General features: G+C 71.1%; 13 protein-coding genes. 11 read left to right on the top strand and 2 right to left on the bottom strand.

The annotated features are described in order from the left end of the window. Nucleotides 1-19 precede the first annotated feature (19 nt). Nucleotides 20-334, bottom strand: coding sequence for a pyrophosphorylase (locus tag ACFQU4_RS25910; RefSeq protein WP_377497563.1), 315 nt, complete (start codon nucleotides 332-334; stop codon nucleotides 20-22). 282 nt (nucleotides 335-616) lie between these two features. Between ACFQU4_RS25910 and ACFQU4_RS25915 the strand changes: the two genes are divergently transcribed. The 3 genes from ACFQU4_RS25915 (at nucleotide 617) to ACFQU4_RS25925 (ending at nucleotide 9,391) form a co-directional block, all read left to right on the top strand. Then, a complete protein-coding gene (locus ACFQU4_RS25915; protein WP_377497565.1) occupies nucleotides 617-3,589 on the top strand; it encodes a hypothetical protein in 2,973 nt (990 codons plus the stop codon). After that, a complete protein-coding gene (locus tag ACFQU4_RS25920; protein WP_377497567.1) occupies nucleotides 3,586-4,863 on the top strand; it encodes an ABC transporter substrate-binding protein in 1,278 nt (425 codons plus the stop codon). Before ACFQU4_RS25915 ends, ACFQU4_RS25920 begins: the two co-directional genes overlap by 4 nt. Nucleotides 4,864-4,927: 64 nt before the next feature. Further along, nucleotides 4,928-9,391 (top strand): FtsK/SpoIIIE domain-containing protein, encoded by a 4,464-nt coding sequence (locus tag ACFQU4_RS25925; RefSeq protein ID WP_377497569.1) that lies wholly within the window; start codon nucleotides 4,928-4,930, stop codon nucleotides 9,389-9,391. Here ACFQU4_RS25925 and ACFQU4_RS25930 read toward each other — a convergent pair. Then, nucleotides 9,375-11,360, bottom strand: a complete 1,986-nt coding sequence (locus ACFQU4_RS25930) for a serine/threonine-protein kinase (RefSeq protein WP_377497571.1) — start codon at nucleotides 11,358-11,360, stop codon at nucleotides 9,375-9,377. The genes ACFQU4_RS25925 and ACFQU4_RS25930 overlap by 17 nt on opposite strands. A gap of 133 nt (nucleotides 11,361-11,493) precedes the next feature. On the opposite strand from ACFQU4_RS25930, the gene ACFQU4_RS25935 reads away from it, so the two are divergent. From ACFQU4_RS25935 to ACFQU4_RS25970, 8 genes are all read left to right on the top strand, one after another. Further along, entirely contained in the window at nucleotides 11,494-12,051 is a 558-nt protein-coding gene (locus ACFQU4_RS25935; protein ID WP_377497573.1) for a chloramphenicol phosphotransferase CPT family protein, read from the top strand. A 392-nt stretch (nucleotides 12,052-12,443) separates the two neighbouring features. Beyond that, a complete protein-coding gene (locus tag ACFQU4_RS25940) occupies nucleotides 12,444-14,177 on the top strand; it encodes a nitrite/sulfite reductase (RefSeq protein ID WP_377497575.1) in 1,734 nt (577 codons plus the stop codon). Then, nucleotides 14,174-14,347 carry a hypothetical protein gene (locus tag ACFQU4_RS25945; RefSeq protein WP_377497577.1) on the top strand — a complete coding sequence of 58 codons (174 nt, stop codon included), beginning with the start codon at nucleotides 14,174-14,176 and terminating at the stop codon, nucleotides 14,345-14,347. The genes ACFQU4_RS25940 and ACFQU4_RS25945 overlap by 4 nt, the downstream gene beginning before the upstream one ends. Beyond that, the gene (locus ACFQU4_RS25950; protein ID WP_377497579.1) at nucleotides 14,344-15,042 is read left to right on the top strand and encodes a phosphoadenylyl-sulfate reductase; all 699 of its coding nucleotides are present in this window, start codon (nucleotides 14,344-14,346) and stop codon (nucleotides 15,040-15,042) included. Before ACFQU4_RS25945 ends, ACFQU4_RS25950 begins: the two co-directional genes overlap by 4 nt. Continuing rightward, nucleotides 15,039-15,662 carry an adenylyl-sulfate kinase gene (gene cysC / locus ACFQU4_RS25955; protein ID WP_377497581.1) on the top strand — a complete coding sequence of 208 codons (624 nt, stop codon included), beginning with the start codon at nucleotides 15,039-15,041 and terminating at the stop codon, nucleotides 15,660-15,662. The genes ACFQU4_RS25950 and cysC overlap by 4 nt, the downstream gene beginning before the upstream one ends. Beyond that, nucleotides 15,659-16,567, top strand: a complete 909-nt coding sequence (cysD, locus tag ACFQU4_RS25960; RefSeq protein WP_377497583.1) for a sulfate adenylyltransferase subunit CysD — start codon at nucleotides 15,659-15,661, stop codon at nucleotides 16,565-16,567. Before cysC ends, cysD begins: the two co-directional genes overlap by 4 nt. Further along, the gene (locus ACFQU4_RS25965) at nucleotides 16,567-17,991 is read left to right on the top strand and encodes a sulfate adenylyltransferase subunit 1 (protein WP_377497585.1); all 1,425 of its coding nucleotides are present in this window, start codon (nucleotides 16,567-16,569) and stop codon (nucleotides 17,989-17,991) included. The genes cysD and ACFQU4_RS25965 overlap by 1 nt, the downstream gene beginning before the upstream one ends. Next, nucleotides 17,988-18,773 carry a sirohydrochlorin chelatase gene (locus tag ACFQU4_RS25970; RefSeq protein WP_377497587.1) on the top strand — a complete coding sequence of 262 codons (786 nt, stop codon included), beginning with the start codon at nucleotides 17,988-17,990 and terminating at the stop codon, nucleotides 18,771-18,773. Before ACFQU4_RS25965 ends, ACFQU4_RS25970 begins: the two co-directional genes overlap by 4 nt. Nucleotides 18,774-18,797: the final 24 nt, after the last annotated feature.

Here is an 18,797-nt window from a genome sequence, read left to right on the forward strand (position 1 = left end):
CGTATTGATCAGGAGCAGGTCAGCTGCCGCCGCCGGCCGAGAAGATGTTGGTGGAGATCTTCTCCAGCTGACCCCGCAGGTCATCCAGTTCCTGCTTCGCCTTGTCCAACGCAGCCTTCGTCTCCGGCCAGGTCGAGCTCCGGAACGTCGCCGCCAACGGCCCGTCCCAGATGTCCGGCTGCGACAACTTCTGACCCTGCGTGTCCAACTGCGAGATCTGATCCGTCAGACCACCGGTCACGATCGCCTGAATCTGCCGGATCGCGGACTTCGCTTCTTCCGTGGACAGAACGCGGCTCATTCGCCCCTCCTCCTTTGACACCGGCCCGATCACCGGTTAGCTGTTGGGTGATGGTTCAGCAAGCTCGGGGGCGGACGTGCAGGCCTGCCGCCCGCCCGTACGGCCCGACTGGAACCAAGATCAACTTAAGGCCGCCAGGGTCGGCCGGAGCTTCTCGCCACCGACTGTTCTTCTGCCGTTCACGAAGGAAAGAACGGGCGTGGCGTGCCCGTCGACGTGACGCGCGACTGCGATACGCTGCCGCAGCATGACGACGCCTGGGGCGTTCGAGATCGCATCATCCAGCCGCCTGACCACCGACTGACGAAGGAACTGATGACGTTCACCAGGCCCGGCCGGACCCGTCTCGGCAGGTCCGACACCCGCCTCCCCCTCGCTTCCGCGCGGGGCCCCGTAGCCGCCGGTTTGGCGCTGCTGCTGCTCCTCGCCGGTTGTACCAACCCGAACCAAGGACCTGACCTGCCGCCGCAGCGGATCCTGCAGTCGGTGGCCGTGAAGATGGCCCCGGACAGCACGATGACCGACATCGAAGCCACCACGGTTTCGGTACGGGAGAACGCCGGCGATGCCACCACCGAGACCGTGAAGTACTCGCCGAAGGAGGTCGCCGACAAGCTCCCGGTCCGCGTCACGACGGCGTACCGGACCGCGGACCGGACCGGCACCGACCTGAACGACCTGGCCGGCCACAACGGCCGGATCGAGATCGACATCACGGTGCAGAACCTGACCATGCAGCCGGAGAACCTCACCTACGACGTCGCCGGTACGTCACGGACCCAGCCCGCCCTGGTCGGCGCACCGCTGACCGTGGTCGCCTCGACGGCGCTGGCCGGCATCGCTCCGACCGACGTGATCACGGCGTCCGGTTCCAGCGCGACGGCCGCCACCAACGGCGTGCTCAGCCGGTCCGAGAACGGCGATGCCGTGGTCCAGTGGGCCGCGCTGCTCGCCTCCCCGCAGATGGGCGCGAACGCGACGCTGACCCTGGTCGCCGACGCCAAGGACTTCAAGGTGCCGACCATCGACATGTCGGTCCAGGCCGGACTGGTCACCGATCCCTCGGTGAGCCGGGTGCTGGAGTCGGCGTTCAACACGAGCCCGACGTCCCAGCTGGCGCTGGAGCAGCGGACCATCCAGGTGATCACCGACGTGAACCAGGTCCTGACCCGGGCCAGCACGGACATCTCCAAGGTGCGCAAGAACCTCGACTCCACCTCCAAGACCCTCGGCTCCCGTTCGGTCAAGGAACTACAGGAGAGTACGAAGGGCGTCGCCACCTCGATGAAGGCGCTGGACGGCCAGCTGACCCAACTGAACTCCGACATCAAGGGCACCGTCGCCGGCGCCCAGTCCGCCGTGTTGCAGGAGCTGGGCCAGACCGTCGACGCGATGGACAAGCTGCTCGGCGACACCTCGGGCGATCCGCCCGCGCCGCGGGTCAGCGGCAAGGGCTGCTCGACCGTGGTCGGCTCCCCGCAGGCCGTCGGCAGTGTTTACGGGAACCTGGTCCAGGTGTCCGCGCAGCTGGAGGGCTACGCGACCGCGAGCAAGAACTGCAAGGCCGAGGCCCAGCAGGTGCTGCTCCGCTCCGTCGGCCCGGCCAAGCCGAACGCCGAACTCTGCAAGAACGACAAGTCCACCACGTGTTCGATCTGGGCCGCCGAGCAGACCTTCGCCGCGATCATGAAGCAGCTGGTCGACGACGGCGAGCGCCTGATCGGCAAGCTGCAGCCCGAGATCGTGACCACGGCGAAGAAGGAGTACGACGAGCTCGGCCCCGAGGTCGAGGGCGTCGGCGCCGCGGCCCACGAGGTGTCTCGCGCGGCCGACGCCTGGCAGAAGGCGGCCGAGCAGCGGCTCAAAGACGTCGAGGAGGAGTTGGAGAAGGACCTCGCGGGCACCGACCAGCAACTCGCCGACCTCTATCAACAACTGGAGCACCTGACCGCCGAACTGGCCAAGGCATCGGAGGGTCTGGACACCCTCGACGAGGGCTTGGCCACGATTCACGACGACGCCGAGAAGTCGGTCGCCGAACTGCGCAGCGAGGATCGAGAGAATCCCGAGCGGGGCGACTCGATGGAGGCGCAGATCCTGGCCGCGGCCGAGCACGCCTGCGAGATGGGCGATCAGGGCGGCCTGTTCCCGCGCGACGGCGCGAGCGAACGCGACATCGAGCGGATGCGGAGCTACCTGGTCCCGCTCGGGTGCACGCCCGAGGACGACGGCGACCCGGAGACCCCGCCGGAGGAGCCCGAGGAACTGGATCCGCCGCCGCCCTTCAACGACAAGGGATCCCTGCTCGAGCGGACCCTGGAGCAGGCCGCGACCTGGCAGAAGGTCGCCGACCTGACCGACGAGGACCGCGACGACAGCCTGTACGCCGCCCTCGAGTCGACCCGGGCCCAGCTGACCGCAGCAAACAGCCGGATCAACGACGCGCAGACCGCCATCAACAAGATCCGCGACCAGCGGCCGGACGACGTCACGATCGACACCGAGCTGCCGGAGCTGGACGAACTGGAGAAGGCGATCGAGGAGCTGTCCGGTGAGGACGGCGAGATCGCGAAGTTCACCGCTTCGTACTCGGCGATGAAGAAGCCGATGGAGGATCTGTACAAGCACCAGCTGGAACTGCCGGGCAAGATCCGGGCCGGGTTCAAGAACGCCTCGGAGACGGCGAAGAAGGAACTCGCCGAGGCGCTCGAGCCGGCCATCCGCAAGATCAGCGCGCAGGCCGAGATCGACAGCGAAGCCGTCGGCAAGATGTTCGAGGAGTCGGCCGCCGGGCTGTCCAACGCGTCCGAGTCGCTGAACCGGAACGGTGCCCGGATCGTCGAGGGCCAGCGCCGCGAGCTGCGCGAGTCGGAGAAGCGGGCCGCTGCGGCTGCCGCGGAACAGGTGGACGAGTCGCTCAGTGACCTCGCCCGCGGGGTGTCGTCGTCGACCCGGGACATGGACGCGTCCTTCGTCCTGCTCCAGGCCAGTCTGAAGAAGGTGCTGCTCGACCTCGGCGACCGCAAGGTCAACGGCTCCGGCCTGCTCGGCTCGATGACCACCAGTGCGGCCCGGGTCGGCACCGCCGACTACCAGCTGGCACTGGCGTCCGGCCAGACCGAGGCGTACGCCAACGTCCGCGGCCAGGACATCAACGGCATCCTGCTCCAGCAGGCCCAGCTGCAGGCCGCACTGCGCGCCGGCGCCGAACTGCCCGCCTTCCAGCTCGAGGTGCCGGAGGGCGCGGAGAGCCAGACCGTGTACACCTTCCGAATCGGGGCTCAGTGAGCAAGAAGCGCTGGATCATCCTCGGGGCCGTCGTCATCCTGGTCCTCGGCGGCGGGGCCGGCGGGTTCGTCTGGTGGCGGACCCAGGCGGCCGCCCCGAAGACCGAGCCGGCCGTCGCGCAGCCGGTCGCGATCACGGTCCCCGGCGCCCCGGCCGAGGTGAAGCTCGGCGTCGTGGTGACGCTGTCGTCGAAGCCCGGCGAGGGCTCGGAGCAGAAGTACGCGGCCGAGGGCGCCCAGGTGGCGGCGCAGCGGCTGTCGATGGGCGGCATCAACGTCAAGCTGGTCACGGTCGACGACAAGGGCTCGACCGAAGGCGCCCAGCGCGCCGTCGAGCAGCTCAAGGACGAGGGCGTCAGCGGGATCGTCTCGGCCAGCCAGGGCACCCACCTGCGTGGCGCGGTCAAGGCCGCCCAGCAGGCCAAGCTGCCCCTGCTGCTGCCGTACGAAACGGACCCGGAGGTGCTCGGCAAGCTGGTCTGGTCCACCGGCCCGATGGACTCGGCCATCGGCGAAGCGCTGCAGCAGACGCTCACCGCGAACAAGCTGAAGCAGACCCTGCTGATCGACGTCGGCGGCGGCAGCCCCGAATCGGTCAAGGTGTCCGGCAAGGTCCACTTCAAGCCGGGCGAGGACATCAAGAACCTGGTCACCGAGGTGGTCGAACGCACCGAGGGCAAGAAGAAGATCGACTCCGTCCTGATCTCCGGCCCGGCCGCGCAGCAGGCCACGGTGGTCCAGGCCCTGCAGGGGGCCGACGTGACGCTGCCGATCTTCCTCTCCCCCGACGCGACCAGCCCCGCCTTCACCGCCGCGCTGGTCAAGGCCGGCGGCAGCCTGTCGACCAGCCTCGGCACCGTCGGTACGGACTCCGACGACCCGGCCGCGCTGGCCTCCGACGAGACCGGCAAGGCGATGTCGGCCTTCCTCTCCGCGATCCGGTTGCGAGCGGCCGACCCGGAGCAGAAGACGCTGCTCGGCGACCAGCCGTTCATCAAGGTGGCCGCCGCGGCGGACGCCCGCAGCCATGACGCGGTCGTCGCGCTGACGTACGCGGCGGCGGCGACGGCGGCCCGGGAGGACGGCGACCCGATGGGCGCCATCCCCTCGCTCCGGCTCGACCACAGCAACGGACTGGCCGGCCCAGCCCTGGACTTCTCCCGCAGCGCAGCGCTCACCAAGGACTCGGTGGTCGCACTCCGTTCCGCCGGCCAGGACCTGGGACTGCGCCCGGCCGCGGACGCGCCTCGGTTGATCTGGTTCTTCGCCCCCTGACCGGTGAGACTCACGGCACTAGAGTGAAACGGGGGTTGTCCACGGCTTCGGAAAGGGAACGGCGTTGCGTCTGCTGATCGACCTCGACGGCTCTCCGCACGAGATCGAGGTGAGCCGCAGTACCCACTCGGCGACACTCGCCGACCTGGTCGCAGAGACCTGCGGGCAGCGGATCAGCGACGACACGACGCTCTGCGTCGACGAGACCGCCTACCCGGCCGACACCCTGCTGTCCGACCTGATGCTGCTCGAAGGCAGTACGGTCTCGCGCGCCCCGCTGCAGCGGCCGGAGCCGCTCTCGGGCTGGACCGCGACCCTGTCCGGCGGCCTGGACGCCGGTCGGGTGGTCGCCATCCCGGCGAACCGCCCGCTGGTGATCGGCCGGTCCCCGCACGCGGACCTGTCCGTCGAGTCGGCCAGCACCTCCTGGGAACACGCCACCGTGACCCTCGAGGGCGACGGGGTACGGATCCGCGACGCCGGCTCCACCAACGGCACGCTGGTCGACGGCCGCACGATCGGCCGGGCCGAGGACGACGACGAGGACGACGACCCGGACGGCGAGGACGAGGACGCGGACGACGCGGAGAAGCCGAACCGGCGCCAGCGGGCCGCCGACCTGATCCGCCGCAAGACCCGGCGGGAGCAGCCCGTCGAACCGCAGCCGGAAGGCGTGCTGATCACCGAGCAGGCCGTGATCACCGCCGGCGGCGTGACGATCCTGGTCCGCAAGCAACTGGCCGAGACCCCGGCCCCGAAGCCCGGTTCGCTGCACAACCTGACCCCGGCCGGGACGGCCCCGTTCAACCGGCCGCCGCGGCCCGGCCGGATCGGTGAACCCGAGCCGGTCCAGCCGCCGACCCGCAAGGACGTACCGGACGCGAGCCGGTTCAGCATCGCGATGATCCTGGCGCCGCTGGTGCTGGCCGGCGCGATGGTGCTGGTGATCGGCGACCCCAGGTTCGCGCTGTTGTCGGCGCTCAGTCCGGTGCTCGGCATCGGCACCTGGATCGAGGGCAAGCACCGCCGGTCGAAGAACCTCAAGGCCGAGGAGGAGCGGTTCGACGAGGCGATCGAGACGTTCCGCGGCGAGCTTCGTGAGGCCGCGGCGGAGGGCGGCCGGAGGTCGTACCAGGAGACGCCGGACCCGGCGACGATCATCCGCCGGGCCGCGATTCCCACCATGACGCTGTGGGAACGCCGGCCGGCGGCCGAGGACTTCCTGCACCTGCACGCCGGAGTCGGCGACGTGCCCTGGACCCCGCCGATCGAGAACCGGTCCGGCGGCCGCCTTGACGAGAAGATCAAGGACGCCATGAAGGAGAGTCGGCTGCCGGCCGGCGCGGTCGAGGTCGACCTGTCCGATGCCGGCGTGGTCGGGATCGTCGGCGAGCGGGCCGGCGCCCTGGCCGTGGCCCGCAGCCTGGTCGCGCAGGCCTCGACGCAGAGCGGGCCGGCCGACGTCACCGTGGGCGTGTTCTGCGACCAGGGCCGGGACGAGGAATGGGGCTGGACCTCCTGGCTGCCGCATCTGCGCCGGCACGGCGGCGGCGCCGGCGAGCGCTGGCTGTCCGACAACCGGTCCCGCAGCGACGAACTGCTCCGCGCCCTCCGCGACGGCATTCATGATCATCCGACCCGCGCCGTACTGCTGGTGCTCGACTCCGATGTCCTGACGGAGGGGCGCAACGCCCCGGCCCGCACCTTGCTCGGCCACGGCCGCGGCGTCCAGCCCGCCGCCAACAAGCGGCCGGAGACCCAGGTCTCCGGCATTGTCGTCGCGTCGTCGGAAGATCAACTTCCGGCGGCCTGCACGGTGGTGATCCGGGTCGCTGCCGACGCCGCCGGCACGGTCACCCGGCCGGGCGACCTGAAGCAGGTCGACGACGTGGTGCTGGCCGGGTTCAGCCTGGACACCGCCCGGCGGGCCGCAATGGACCTGGCCCGGTTCGACGACCCCGACCTGGTCGTCCCCGGCGCGGCGCTGCCGTCGCTGGTCCGGCTGCCGCCGCTGCTGGACTTCGAGGAGATCTCGGCCGAGGCGATCCGGCAGGCCTGGTCCGCTCCGACCGGCGTCTCCACGCCGGTCGGCATCGGCGAGGGCGGCGCCTTCTCGCTGGACCTGGTCCGGGACGGCCCGCACGGCCTGGTCGGCGGCACCACCGGCTCCGGCAAGAGCGAGTTCCTGCGCTCGCTGGTGGCCGGGCTGGCGGCCCGCAACGACCCGACGAAGCTGACCTTCATCCTGATCGACTTCAAGGGCGGCGCCGCGTTCAAGACCTGCGAACGGCTGCCGCACACGATCGGCACGATCAGCAACCTGGACGAGCAACTGGCCAACCGGGCGCTGCGGGCGCTCGAGGCCGAGATGCAGTACCGGCAGCGCAAGTTCGCCGCGGCCGGCGAGGGCGTGGACAACCTGGACACGTATCTGGCGACAAACCCGAGCGAGCCGATGCCCCGGCTGCTGCTGGTGGTCGACGAGTTCGCCATGCTCGCCAAGGAGTTCCCGGACGTGCTGTCGTCGCTGGTCAGCGTCGGCGCCGTCGGCCGTACCCTCGGCGTGCACATGATCCTGGCGACGCAGCGTCCGGCCGGCGTCGTCAACGACGACATCCTGGCCAACACCAACCTCCGGGTGGCGCTGCGGGTACAGAGCCGGGAGGACTCCTCGAACGTGATCGGGGTCGCCGACGCCGCCGCGATCAGCCGCCGCCAGCAGGGTCGTGCGTACGTGAAGCTCGGCCAGGACGACATCACCCCGGTCCAGACGGCCCTGGTCACCGGCCAGTCCGAGCAGCAGTCGACGACCCGGATCGACGCCCACCCGGTCCACTTCGGCCGGGTCGAGGTCGGGCCCCGGCCGCAGACCTCGGACGACGCCCCGGCCGACCTCGACCTGATGATCGACGCGATCGTCGAGGCCGCGAATGTGGCCGGCATCGCGCCGCCTCGGCCGGTCTGGCCGGAGCCGCTCGGCGAACGTGTCGAGCTCGCCGGGTTCCAGGCCGAGGACGACGACCGCGACCCGGACGCTCCCCCGCTGCCAGTGGTCGGCGGCGTCGACGAGCACCTGCGAGCCACCTTTGCGATCTCCGACGACCCGGACCGGCAGCGGCAGATCCCGGCCGGCTGGGACATCGCGCGCGGCAACCTGCTGTTGATGGGGATCCCGGGCAGCGGCACCAGCACCACCTTGTCCACCCTCGCGCTGACCCTGGCCGACTCGATCGCGCCCGAGGAGCTCGACCTGCTGGTGCTCGACATGGGTTCGGGCGACCTGCGGCCGCTGACCGCCCTGCCGCACACGGTCGGCTACGTCGGGTCCGGCAGCGGCGCACGGGAGCAGCAGGTCCGGTTCCTGCGCTATCTGCGGACCGAGCTCGACCGCCGCAAGGCCGATGGCGCCAACGGTCGTCGTACCGTCGTGCTGATCGACGGCCTGGCCGCGCTGCGCGAGGAGTTCCAGGACTTCGAGGGCATCGCGCTGCTGGACAGCCTCTACCGCGCGTACGCCGACGGGCCGGACCTGGGCCTGTTCTTCGCCGCGTCGACCACCCGGGCCAAGTCGGTCCCGCCGGCGATCGACGAGGTGACCACCCAGAAGTGGCTGTTCCGCCTCGCCGACCAGTACGACTACTCCGCCGCCGGGGTCAAGCCCCACGAGGCGCCGGCCGCGGTTGCCGGGCGCTGCGTCCTGGGCGAGACCCGGCTGCAGACCCACGTGGCCACCCCGGGCTGCGGCCTCGACGACGCCGTCGCCCAGATCGCGGCCAAGTGGAGCGGCAGCCAGCGCAAGCAGGACGTGGTCGGCGTGCTGCCGGACCACGTGTCGGTCGCCGAGCTGGGTGCCCGCGCTACCATCGGCGCCGAGCCGTGGCTGATCCCGGTCGGGATCCGCGAGGTCGACCTGGAACCGCAGCTGCTCGAGCTGTACGAGGGCGAGCACCTGATGGTCACCGGCCCAGCCCGGTCCGGCAAGTCCACGCTGCTGCTGTCCATCGCCGAGGTGCTCCGGACCGCCGATCACCCGGGCCCGCGGATCCAGGTCTGGGGCGTCGGCGACCGCCGGTCGCCGCTGCTCGGATCGCCGCTGCTGGACCGGTCCGCTTCCGGCGCCGACGAGCTGGCCCCGCTGCTGGCCGCCGCCCGGATGCACGACGGCCCGCTCGCCGTCCTGATCGACGACGCGGAACGGTTCGACGACTCCGATCAGGCGATCAGCGGGCTGCTCGACGCCGCGTCGCCGGACCTGCGCATCTTCGCGGCCGGTCGGTCGGACGACCTGCGCAGCCTGTACAGCCACTGGACCAAGACGGTCCGGAAGTCCCGGTGCGGTGTGCTGCTGCAGCCGAACGTCGACTACGACGGCGAGCTGCTCGGCGTCACGCTGCCCCGCCGGGCGCCGGTGGCGATGACGGCGGGCCGCGGCTACGCCTGTGTCGCGGGCGGGATGGCGCTGGTCCAGGCGGCCAGCCCGTCGCCGGCCGAGCCGGAGTCTCCGGTGCGGCTCAGCCGCCTCGGGTGACGATCGCGAACGGTGCGCTCTGCAGGTCGGAGAAGTTGCCGACCTTGGCGTTGATCGTGCATTCCGGGGTCTGCGACAGCGCCGTCACGGTGAGGCCGTCGGAGGACACCGAGACCGCGCCGGAGCAGCCGTCGCTGAACCGGATCCCCTTCTCGCCGCCGGCGATCGCGACCAGCATCGCGGACGGCTCACCGACCGACGGGCTCTTGTAGAGCGGGTTCACCGAGTCGGTGCCACTGGGCCAGACTGGGACCAGGGTGATCGGCAGGGTCTGCTGGCTGACCGTACGGTCTGGAACGTTCAGCTGGATGTCACGGAGTCGCTGCACCGGGTAGGCGGTGCCGGTCACCTCGTCGTCCTGGACCGCGGCCGCGGTGGTCTCCGCGGCGGTCTCCAACCAGGTCTGCAGCTGGGTCGAGTCCGCGATCGGCTGACGTACCGCGACCGAAACCTCCTTGGTGCCCTGGGCCGGGATCGTCACGCCGTCGACGCTCCAGCCGCAGCGCTGGCTGATCCCGCTGACGCTGGGCAGGTTCTGCTCCTGCTTCGTCCCGGTCCAGCTCACGGTCGGGCAGGCGGCCTTCGGGTCCAGGCCCGGCAGCACCTCGAGGAAGGGGCCGCGCAGCGCCGCGTTCTGGGCGCTGTACGTGATCGTGAGCCGGATCGTCGCGGTGGCCGGGTCGTACTCGGCCCGGCGGCTGACCCCGAGCCCGGTCGGCGTCGGCGGGTCCTGCTGGCTGGTCTGCATCGCCGGTGGCGGCGGCGCCGACGAGGCCGGCGGCGGCGCCGCGACCTGGGGCCGGGTGAGCAGGATCGCGGCGACCCCGGCGCCGATCAGGATGACCAGCGCGCCCGCGGCCATGATGATCACCCGCGGCGTCTTCCACCAGGGCCGGTGCGGCTCGGGTTCGGCCGAGCGTTCCGGCTCGGCCGGCGTGATCGGGCGCTGCGGCAGGGGGCGGTGCATGGTCGCCTGGCCGGGCGTGCCGAGGTCCGGCGCCGGCCCGGAGTTGTTCCGGCTGACCTGGGGCGGGACCAGCTCGTCGGGGGTCGGCTCGGTGACGCCGCGGACCGCGGTCGCCGGCCGGTCCGCCCGCTCGAACGTCTGCGGCAGCGGCACCAGGGCCAGCGGCGGCACCACGTACACCGAACCGCTGAGCCGGCGCAGGGTCGCCGCGGCCTCGGCGGCGGTCGGCCGCGAACGGGGGTCCTTGTCGAGCAGGCTGCGCACCAGCCGCCACAGCTCGGCCGGCAGCTTCAGCGCCGGCAGCTTCGCCGTGACGTGCCGCTGGGCGATGGTGAAGTCGGTGCCCGGCCCGGCGTACGGCGTCCGCCCGGCCAGCAGCTCGTAGAAGAGGATGCCGGCGCCGTACACGTCGGCCGGCGGCCCGGCCTCGCCGGTGCTGATCAACTCGGGCGCCATGTACTCCGGGGTGCCGAGCAGCCCGCCGCTGCCGGTCCGCGGCTGCTCCGAGATCATCTCGGCGATGCCGAAGTCGGTGACCTTCACCCCGTCCGGACGGCTGCTCCGCCAGTCACCCTCCAGCAGCACGTTGTCGGGCTTCACGTCGCGGTGCAGGATCTGCCGCTGGTGCGCCGCGGCCAGGCCGTCCAGCACCGCCGCGGCGAAGTGGACGGCGACCGTCGGCGCCAGCGTCCGCTGGTCGGCCAGCAGGTCCCGCAGCGAGCCGCCCTCGAGGTAGTCCATGACGATGGCGAGCCGGTCGCCCTCCACCACGAGATCCCGGACGGCGACGATGTTGGGGTGCCGCAGGCCGGTCAGCAATGACCGTTCCCGGATGAACCGTTCGACCACTGCGAGGTCGGCGGCGTGTTCCGGCCGGAGCAGCTTGGCTGCCACCGTCTCGCCGGTACGGGTGTCGGTCGCTCGCCAGACCTCGCCGGCCGCGCCGGTGCCGATGCGGTCACCGAGACGGTAGGAAGCGCCCAGGGCCTCGCTGAACTGCATCTCGGTCGATTCCCCGTCCCTTGCCTCTCGTCGCGACAACGACAGCCATCATGCCATCGCACCGGGCAACTCCCCGCGCGGAACCCCGTCGCCCCGGATCGGCGTGGCGGAGCCGGTCCGGCAGACTCTGGCCATGACCGACACGGGCCGGATCGTGCTGCTGAACGGTACGTCCTCGTCCGGCAAGTCCAGCATCGCCGAGGAGCTGCTCAGGCGCTGGCCGACACCGGCGTTCCGGCTGGCCGTGGACGACCTCAACGCGATGCGGGCCAAGGCCCAGACGCGGGCCCTGGACCAGCCGGGCCTGGCCGAAACGCTGCGCCGGACCCGGGCCGGCTTCCACCGGGTGGTGGCCGGGATGGCCGCCGCCGGCAACGACGTGATCATGGACCACGTACTCAGCGAACCGTGGCGGCTGGCCGACTGCCTCGAGCTGTTCCGGCCGTTCCCGGTGCTCCTGGTCGGCGTGCGCTGCGCCCCGGACGAGCTGGCCCGCCGAGAACGTGCCCGCGGCGACCGGCAGCCCGGCACGGCGGCGGCCCAGCTGGACCTGGTCCACGCCCACGGCGACGACGACCTCACCGTCGACACCACGCGACGGTCCCCCGCCGACTGCGCCGCCGAGATCCTCGCCGCCGTACCCGGGATGGGCGAGCCGAACGCGTTCAGCCGGCTGCGCGCCCAGGCTTGAGTGTTCAACTATGTGGACACGAGGTCGCTCGGATCGTCAATTCGAGGTGTCGTCTCACATTGCAGGCATCCGTACCGGATATTGAGAAACTGTTTGGTGGATTCCGGAGGGCTGACGGATCGTTGAGCCATGCGCCCGACTCAGCGAAGCTACCGCCGGTTGACCGGCGAGCCTGCCTCGCTCGGCCTCACGGAGCGCCGGTTCGTCGATTATGGACGAACCGAGTCGATGATCTGTCCGCCTTCCTGCCATCGTCGCTGACCGCGCGACCCGGCCGCTGCTGTGCGGGCATGCCCGGCCTCGCTGCGAGTGAGTCAGCCACTCGTGCCGATCACCCCTGCGGGCCCGAACCCGCAGTCAGTCCGGATGACGACCCCGACCGAGGACAGCGAATGACGACCGTCGATCGACCCGCACCCGACGCCCGCCGCTCGGAGAGTGGACGACCCGCCCGTACCCCGGGCAAGACCGTGCGTCCGGCCAAGCGCAAGAAGGGCGAGGGCCAGTGGGCACTCGGCTACCGCGAGCCCCTGAACGCCAACGAGCAGGCCAAGAAGGACGACAACCCGCTGCACGTCCGGGCGCGGATCGAGAACATCTACGCGCACCGCGGCTTCGCCAGCATCGACCCGGGCGACCTGCGCGGCCGGTTCCGCTGGTTCGGGCTGTACACCCAGCGCAAGCCCGGCATCGACGGCGGCAAGACCGCGACGTTGGAGCCGCATGAGCTGGACGACGAGTACTTCATGCTGCGGGTCCGGGTCGACGGCGGCGCGCTGACCACCGAGCAGCTCCGGGTGATCGGGCAGATCTCGGTCGAGTTCGCCCGTGACACCGCCGACGTGACCGACCGGCAGAACATCCAGCTGCACTGGATCCGGATCGAGGACGTGCCGGAGATCTGGCGCCGCCTCGAGGCGGTAGGGCTGAGCAGCACCGAGGCCTGCGGCGACTGCCCGCGGGTGATCCTCGGTTCGCCGGTGGCCGGCATCGCCGCCGACGAGATCATCGACCCGACCCCGGCGATCCGGGAGATTGCGGACCGCTACGTCGGCGATCCCGAGTACGCCAACCTGCCGCGCAAGTTCAAGACCGCGCTGACCGGCCACCCGTCCCAGGACGTGGTGCCGGAGATCAACGACGTCGCGTTCGTCGGCGTGGTGCACCCCGAGCACGGCCCGGGCTTCGACCTCTGGGTCGGCGGCGGCCTCTCCACCAACCCGATGTTCACCCAGCGCCTCGGCGCCTGGATCCCGGTCGACGAGGTCGCCGAGGCGTGGGCCGGCGTGGTCGCCGTGTTCCGTGATTACGGCTACCGCCGGCTGCGCAGCCGGGCCCGGATCAAGTTCCTGGTCGCCGACTGGGGCGCCGAGAAGTTCCGCCAGGTGCTGGAGGACGAATACCTGCACCGCAAGCTGATCGACGGGCCGGCACCGGAGACGCCGACCGCGCCCGGTGATCATGTCGGGATCAACCGGCAGAAGGACGGCAACTACTTCGTCGGCTTCTCCGCCATCGCCGGCCGCACCGGCGGCCAGTCGCTGGTCCGGCTGGCCGAGATCGCCGAGGCCCACGGCTCGTACCGGATCCGGACGACGCCGATGCAGAAGCTGCTGGTGCTCGACGTGGCCGAGGACAAGATCGATTCGCTGATCGCCGCGGCCAAGGAACTCGATCTTTCGGCCGACCCGACCAGCTGGCGCCGGTCGGTGATCGCCTGCACCGGGATCGAGTTCTGCAAGCTGGCCATCGTCGAGACCAAGGCCCAGGCGGCCCGGGTGGTGTCGGAGCTGGAGGCCCGGCTCGGCTCGATGGACAACCCGATCACGGTCCACCTGAACGGCTGCCCCAATTCGTGCGCCCGGATCCAGACCGCCGACATCGGTCTGAAGGGTCAGCTGGTGCCCGGCCCGGACGGCAGCCAGGTGGAGGGCTACCAGGTTCACCTCGGCGGCGGGCTCGGCCTGGACGCCGGCTTCGGCCGCAAGCTGCGCGGCCACAAGGTCACCGCGACCGAGCTGCCGGACTACATCGAGCGGGTCGCCAAGGCCTACCTGGCCGATCGGCAGCCCGACGAGCGGTTCGCCCAGTGGGCCGGCCGGGCCGACGAGAGCCTGCTGTCATGAGTGAGGGAACCACGGCCACCCGGCAGGCGGTCATGTACTGCCCCTATTGCGCCGAGGAGACGCTCTTCCCGATCGAGGGCGGGGCGTGGGAGTGCCGCAGTTGCTGGCGGGCGTTCTCGATCAAGTTCCTCGGGCTGCGCCCGGCCGAGCAGAGCGCGAGCCGATCATGATCACCGACGTGGACGAGCGCGCGCTGCGCGAGCAGGTCGCCGCGGCCAATCGTGATCTTGCCGAGGCCGACGCGCTGGACGTGCTGCGCTGGGGTCATGATCAATTCGGCAGCAAGCTGGTGCTGACGTCGTCGATGGCGGACACGGTGCTGATCCACCTCGCCGAGCAGGTGGTGCCGGGGATCGACGTGATCTTCCTCGACACGGGCTACCACTTCGCCGAAACCATCGGGACGCGGGACGCCGTCGCTACCGTACACAACGTGAATCTGATCACGATCACTCCGAAGCAGACGGTGGCCGAGCAGGACGCCGAGCACGGCAAGGACCTGTTCGGCCGGAACCCGGACCAGTGCTGCGCGCTGCGCAAGGTGGCTCCGCTGGACGAGGCCCTGCAGGGGTACGCGGCGTGGGCCAGCGGGATCCGCCGGGCCGACTCCCCCGCCCGGGCCAACACGCCGATCGTGTCCTGGGACCACCGGCGCAAGCTGGTCCGGCTGGCCCCGATCGCACGCTGGACCGACGACGAGGTGGCGTCCTACATCGAGGAGAACGGGCTGCTGGTGAATCCCCTGCTGGACGACGGCTACACGTCGATCGGCTGCGCGCCGTGCACCCAGCGAGCCTCGGCCGACGACCCCCGGGCCGGCCGCTGGGCCGGTCTCGCCAAGACGGAATGCGGGATCCACCTGTGACCACGAATCTGGAACAGCGCACCGACTCCCCCGTCGAGTCGTCGGTACGGGCCGAGTCGTCGGTACGGGCCGGGGCCACGATCTGGCTGACCGGGCTGCCGTCGGCCGGCAAGTCGACCATCGCGCACGCGGTGGCCGCCGACCTCTCGGCCGACGGGACCCGGGTGCAGGTGCTGGACGGCGACGAGGTGCGGCCGTACCTGTCCTCGGAGCTGGGCTTCAGCAAGGCCGACCGGGATCTCAACGTGACCAGGATCGGGTACGTGGCGCGGCTGCTGGCCGGGCACGGCGTGGTCGTGCTGGTCCCGGTGATCGCACCGTACGCCGAGACCCGTGCGGCGGTCCGGGCCGACCATGATCAACACGAGGTCCGGTACGCCGAGGTCTACGTGGCCACCTCCCTCGCCGTCGCTGAGTCCCGGGACGTCAAGGGGCTCTACGCCAAGGCGCGGCGGGGCGAGCTGACCGGCCTGACCGGGCTGGACGACCCGTACCAGGCACCGACGGATGCCGAACTGGTGATCGACACCGCCGAAGTTGATCTTGCTGCCTCGGTCCGTTCGGTCCGGGAGCTGGTGGCGTCGACCACCGTCCGCGACACCGGGGAGGAACCGCGATGAGCCAGGCCGTCCGTCCACTGACCGAGCTGCAGGCACTGGAGTCGGAGTCGATCCACATCTTCCGGGAGGTGGCGGCGACGTTCGCCAACCCGGTGCTGCTGTTCTCCGGCGGCAAGGACTCGGTGGTGATGCTGCACCTGGCCGCGAAGGCGTTCTGGCCGGCGCCGGTGCCGTTCGAGGTGCTGCACGTCGACACCGGGCACAACTTCGACGAGGTGATCACCTTCCGCGACGAGTCGGCCGCCTTCTACGGCGCGCGGCTCAAGGTGGCCTCGGTGCAGGACTACATCGACGACGGCCGGCTGACCGAGCGCCCGGATGGCACCCGCAACCCGTTGCAGACGGTGCCGCTGCTGGACGCGATCACCGACGGCAAGCACGACGCCGTGTTCGGCGGCGGCCGCCGCGACGAGGAGCGGGCCCGGGCCAAGGAGCGGGTGTTCAGCCTGCGGGATTCCTTCGGACAGTGGGATCCGCGCAACCAGCGGCCCGAGCTGTGGTCGCTCTACAACGGCCGGCACCTGCCCGGTGAGCACGTCCGGGTGTTCCCGCTGTCGAACTGGACCGAGCTGGACGTCTGGGACTACATCGCGGCGGAGAAGATCAACTTGCCGTCGATCTACTACGCCCACGAGCGCGAGGTGATCAGCCGGGACGGCATGTGGGTCGCCGTCACCCGGGTCACGCCCGCCCTCGACGGCGAGACGGTCGAGTTGAAGTCGGTGCGCTACCGCACCGTCGGCGACATGTCCTGCACCGCCGCGGTGCTGTCCGACGCGACCACCGTCGCCGACGTGATCACCGAGGTCGGGCTCAGCACGATCACTGAACGTGGCGCCACCCGCGCCGACGACCGGCTCAGCGAGGCGGCCATGGAAGATCGCAAGCGGGAGGGGTACTTCTGATGACCGCGCCTTTGACGAAGCCGATCGCGCCCGGCGGCCGTACCCTGCTCCGGCTGGCCACCGCCGGCTCGGTGGACGACGGCAAGTCGACCCTGGTCGGCCGGCTGCTCTACGACACCAACTCGGTGCTCAGCGACACTCTTGATCATGTCGAGAAGGTGAGCAAGCGGCGCGGGCTGGAACGGGCCGACCTCGCTCTGCTGACCGACGGCCTGCGGGCCGAGCGGGAGCAGGGCATCACCATCGACGTGGCGTACCGCTACTTCACCACGCCGGCCCGGAAGTTCATCCTGGCCGACTGCCCCGGCCACGTGCAGTACACCCGGAACACGGTGACCGGCTCCTCCACCGCCGACGTGATCATCGTGCTGGTGGACGCCCGCGCCGGGGTGGTCGAGCAGACCCGCCGGCACCTGGCCGTCGCCTCCCTGCTCCGCGTACCGCATGTGCTGCTGGTCGTGAACAAGATCGACTTGGTCGGCTACGACGAGGCGATCTTCAACAAGATCGCCACCGACTTCGCGGTGCTCGCCCGGGCGCTCGGCGTCGGCGAGACGCACTGCATCCCGGTCTCGGCGCTGGAGGGCGACAACGTCGTCACCCGGTCCACCAAGACCCCGTGGTACGACGGCCCGACGGTGCTCGGCTTCCTCGAGGCGGTCGACGACACCCCGACCGCGGTCGGCGCCGAGTTCCGGTTCCCGGTGCAGCAGGTGATCCGGCCGCAGCACGCGCCGCGGGCACCCTGGGCGGCCAGCACGCCGGCCGTCGACGGCGACTATCGCGGCTACGCGGGCAAGATCGAAGCCGGCCGGATCCGTACCGGCGAGGAGGTGGTGGTGCTGCCGCGCGGCAGCCACGCCACCGTGGTCGGCATCGACACCCCGGACGGCCCGCTCGTCGAAGCGGCCGCCGGCCAGTCGGTGATCATCCGGCTGGACGCCGACATCGACCTGTCCCGCGGCGACCTGGTGGCCGCGACCGATGCGCCGCCGGCTCCGGCCCGCGAGGTGACCGGGACCGTGTGCTGGCTCGCCGAGCGGCCTCTGACCGTCGGCGCCCGGCTGCTGGTCCAGCACGGTACGGCGATCAGCAAGGCGATCGTGGCCGGCATCGACGGCGCGCTCGACCTGGACCTCGGCGACGGGACCCGGCCGACCTGGGTGTCCGCGGACCGGCTCGGCCTCAACGACATCGGCCGGCTCCGGCTGAAGCTGGCCTCGCCGCTGCCGATCGACAACTACCGGGAACACCGCTCCACCGGAGCCTTCATCCTCGTTGACGAGGCCGACGGCTGGACGCTCGGAGCCGGCATGGCCGGCCCGTCCTCGCTCGCAGCCGCCCGGGTCGATGACCGACCCAACCCAGGCACCGCTCCGGCGGCGCCGACCAGCAGTAGCGATCCCGAAAGGGGACGATCATGACCGCACCTTCCCTGATCCTGCTCGGCACCGGGGGCGCTGATCCCCGGGTGGCCGGAGTCAGCCACGAGCTGCGCGCGATGATGCATGCGCTGCGTCCGGAACTCGACGTGGCCGTGGCGTTCCTGGACGAGGGTTACCCGCGTTGCCTGCAGGTCGCCGGGAAGCTCGCCAAGCGTGGCGTGACCGAGGTCGTCGTGGTTCCGCTGCACCTGGCCGACGCGCACCCGCGGCAGCCCGAGACGGCGGCCCTGATCGCGCAGATCCGCGCCGCCCACCCGGGCCTCCGGGTGATCGCGGCCGCACCGGTCGGTCCGGAGGCGCAACTGCTCGCCGTGGTCGACCAGCGGCTCCGGGATGCCCTGCGCAGCCGCCGCGCCGACCAGCTGGACGGCCTGGTGCTGTCCACCGAACCGACCACCGACGTCCGCAGCAACGCCCTGATCGCCCGCCGGGCCCGGCAGTGGTCCACCCGGCACCGGCTCCCCTGCCTCGTCGCGACCGGCGGCTCCGGCCCCTCGGTCGCCGACGCGATCCGCTCGCTGCGAGCCCAGGGACGCCGGCACATCGCCGTCGGCAGCTGGTTCCTGACCGCCGACGAGGGCTTCCGCCGGCAGGCCGCCCTGGCCCAGTCCGCCCGTGCGGTCGCCGTCGCGGCGCCGATCGGTGCCGCGCCCGAGGTCGCCGAGATCATCCTGGGCCGCTACGTGGTGGCGGCGATGGACCTGATCGACCTGGACGTCGTCGAGACGCCGGTCCGTCACCTCTCCGTGGTCGGCGCCTGAATTCTGGCTCGGTGTAGCACTGAG

The organism is Microlunatus sp. GCM10028923, from assembly GCF_042666975.1.
Taxonomy (GTDB): Bacteria; Actinomycetota; Actinomycetes; order Propionibacteriales; family Propionibacteriaceae; genus Microlunatus.

What these genes read in the sequence shown, in the direction of transcription:
- ACFQU4_RS25915 (WP_377497565.1), top strand. Translation starts at nt 617, where the DNA reads ATGACGTTCACCAGGCCCGGCCGGACCCGTCTCGGCAGGTCCGACACC.
- ACFQU4_RS25945 (WP_377497577.1), top strand. Translation starts at nt 14,174, where the DNA reads ATGAGTGAGGGAACCACGGCCACCCGGCAGGCGGTCATGTACTGCCCC.
- ACFQU4_RS25935 (WP_377497573.1), top strand. Translation starts at nt 11,494, where the DNA reads ATGACCGACACGGGCCGGATCGTGCTGCTGAACGGTACGTCCTCGTCC.
- ACFQU4_RS25930 (WP_377497571.1), bottom strand. Translation starts at nt 11,360, where the DNA reads ATGCAGTTCAGCGAGGCCCTGGGCGCTTCCTACCGTCTCGGTGACCGC.
- ACFQU4_RS25970 (WP_377497587.1), top strand. Translation starts at nt 17,988, where the DNA reads ATGACCGCACCTTCCCTGATCCTGCTCGGCACCGGGGGCGCTGATCCC.
- cysD (WP_377497583.1), top strand. Translation starts at nt 15,659, where the DNA reads ATGAGCCAGGCCGTCCGTCCACTGACCGAGCTGCAGGCACTGGAGTCG.
- ACFQU4_RS25940 (WP_377497575.1), top strand. Translation starts at nt 12,444, where the DNA reads ATGACGACCGTCGATCGACCCGCACCCGACGCCCGCCGCTCGGAGAGT.
- ACFQU4_RS25950 (WP_377497579.1), top strand. Translation starts at nt 14,344, where the DNA reads ATGATCACCGACGTGGACGAGCGCGCGCTGCGCGAGCAGGTCGCCGCG.
- ACFQU4_RS25965 (WP_377497585.1), top strand. Translation starts at nt 16,567, where the DNA reads ATGACCGCGCCTTTGACGAAGCCGATCGCGCCCGGCGGCCGTACCCTG.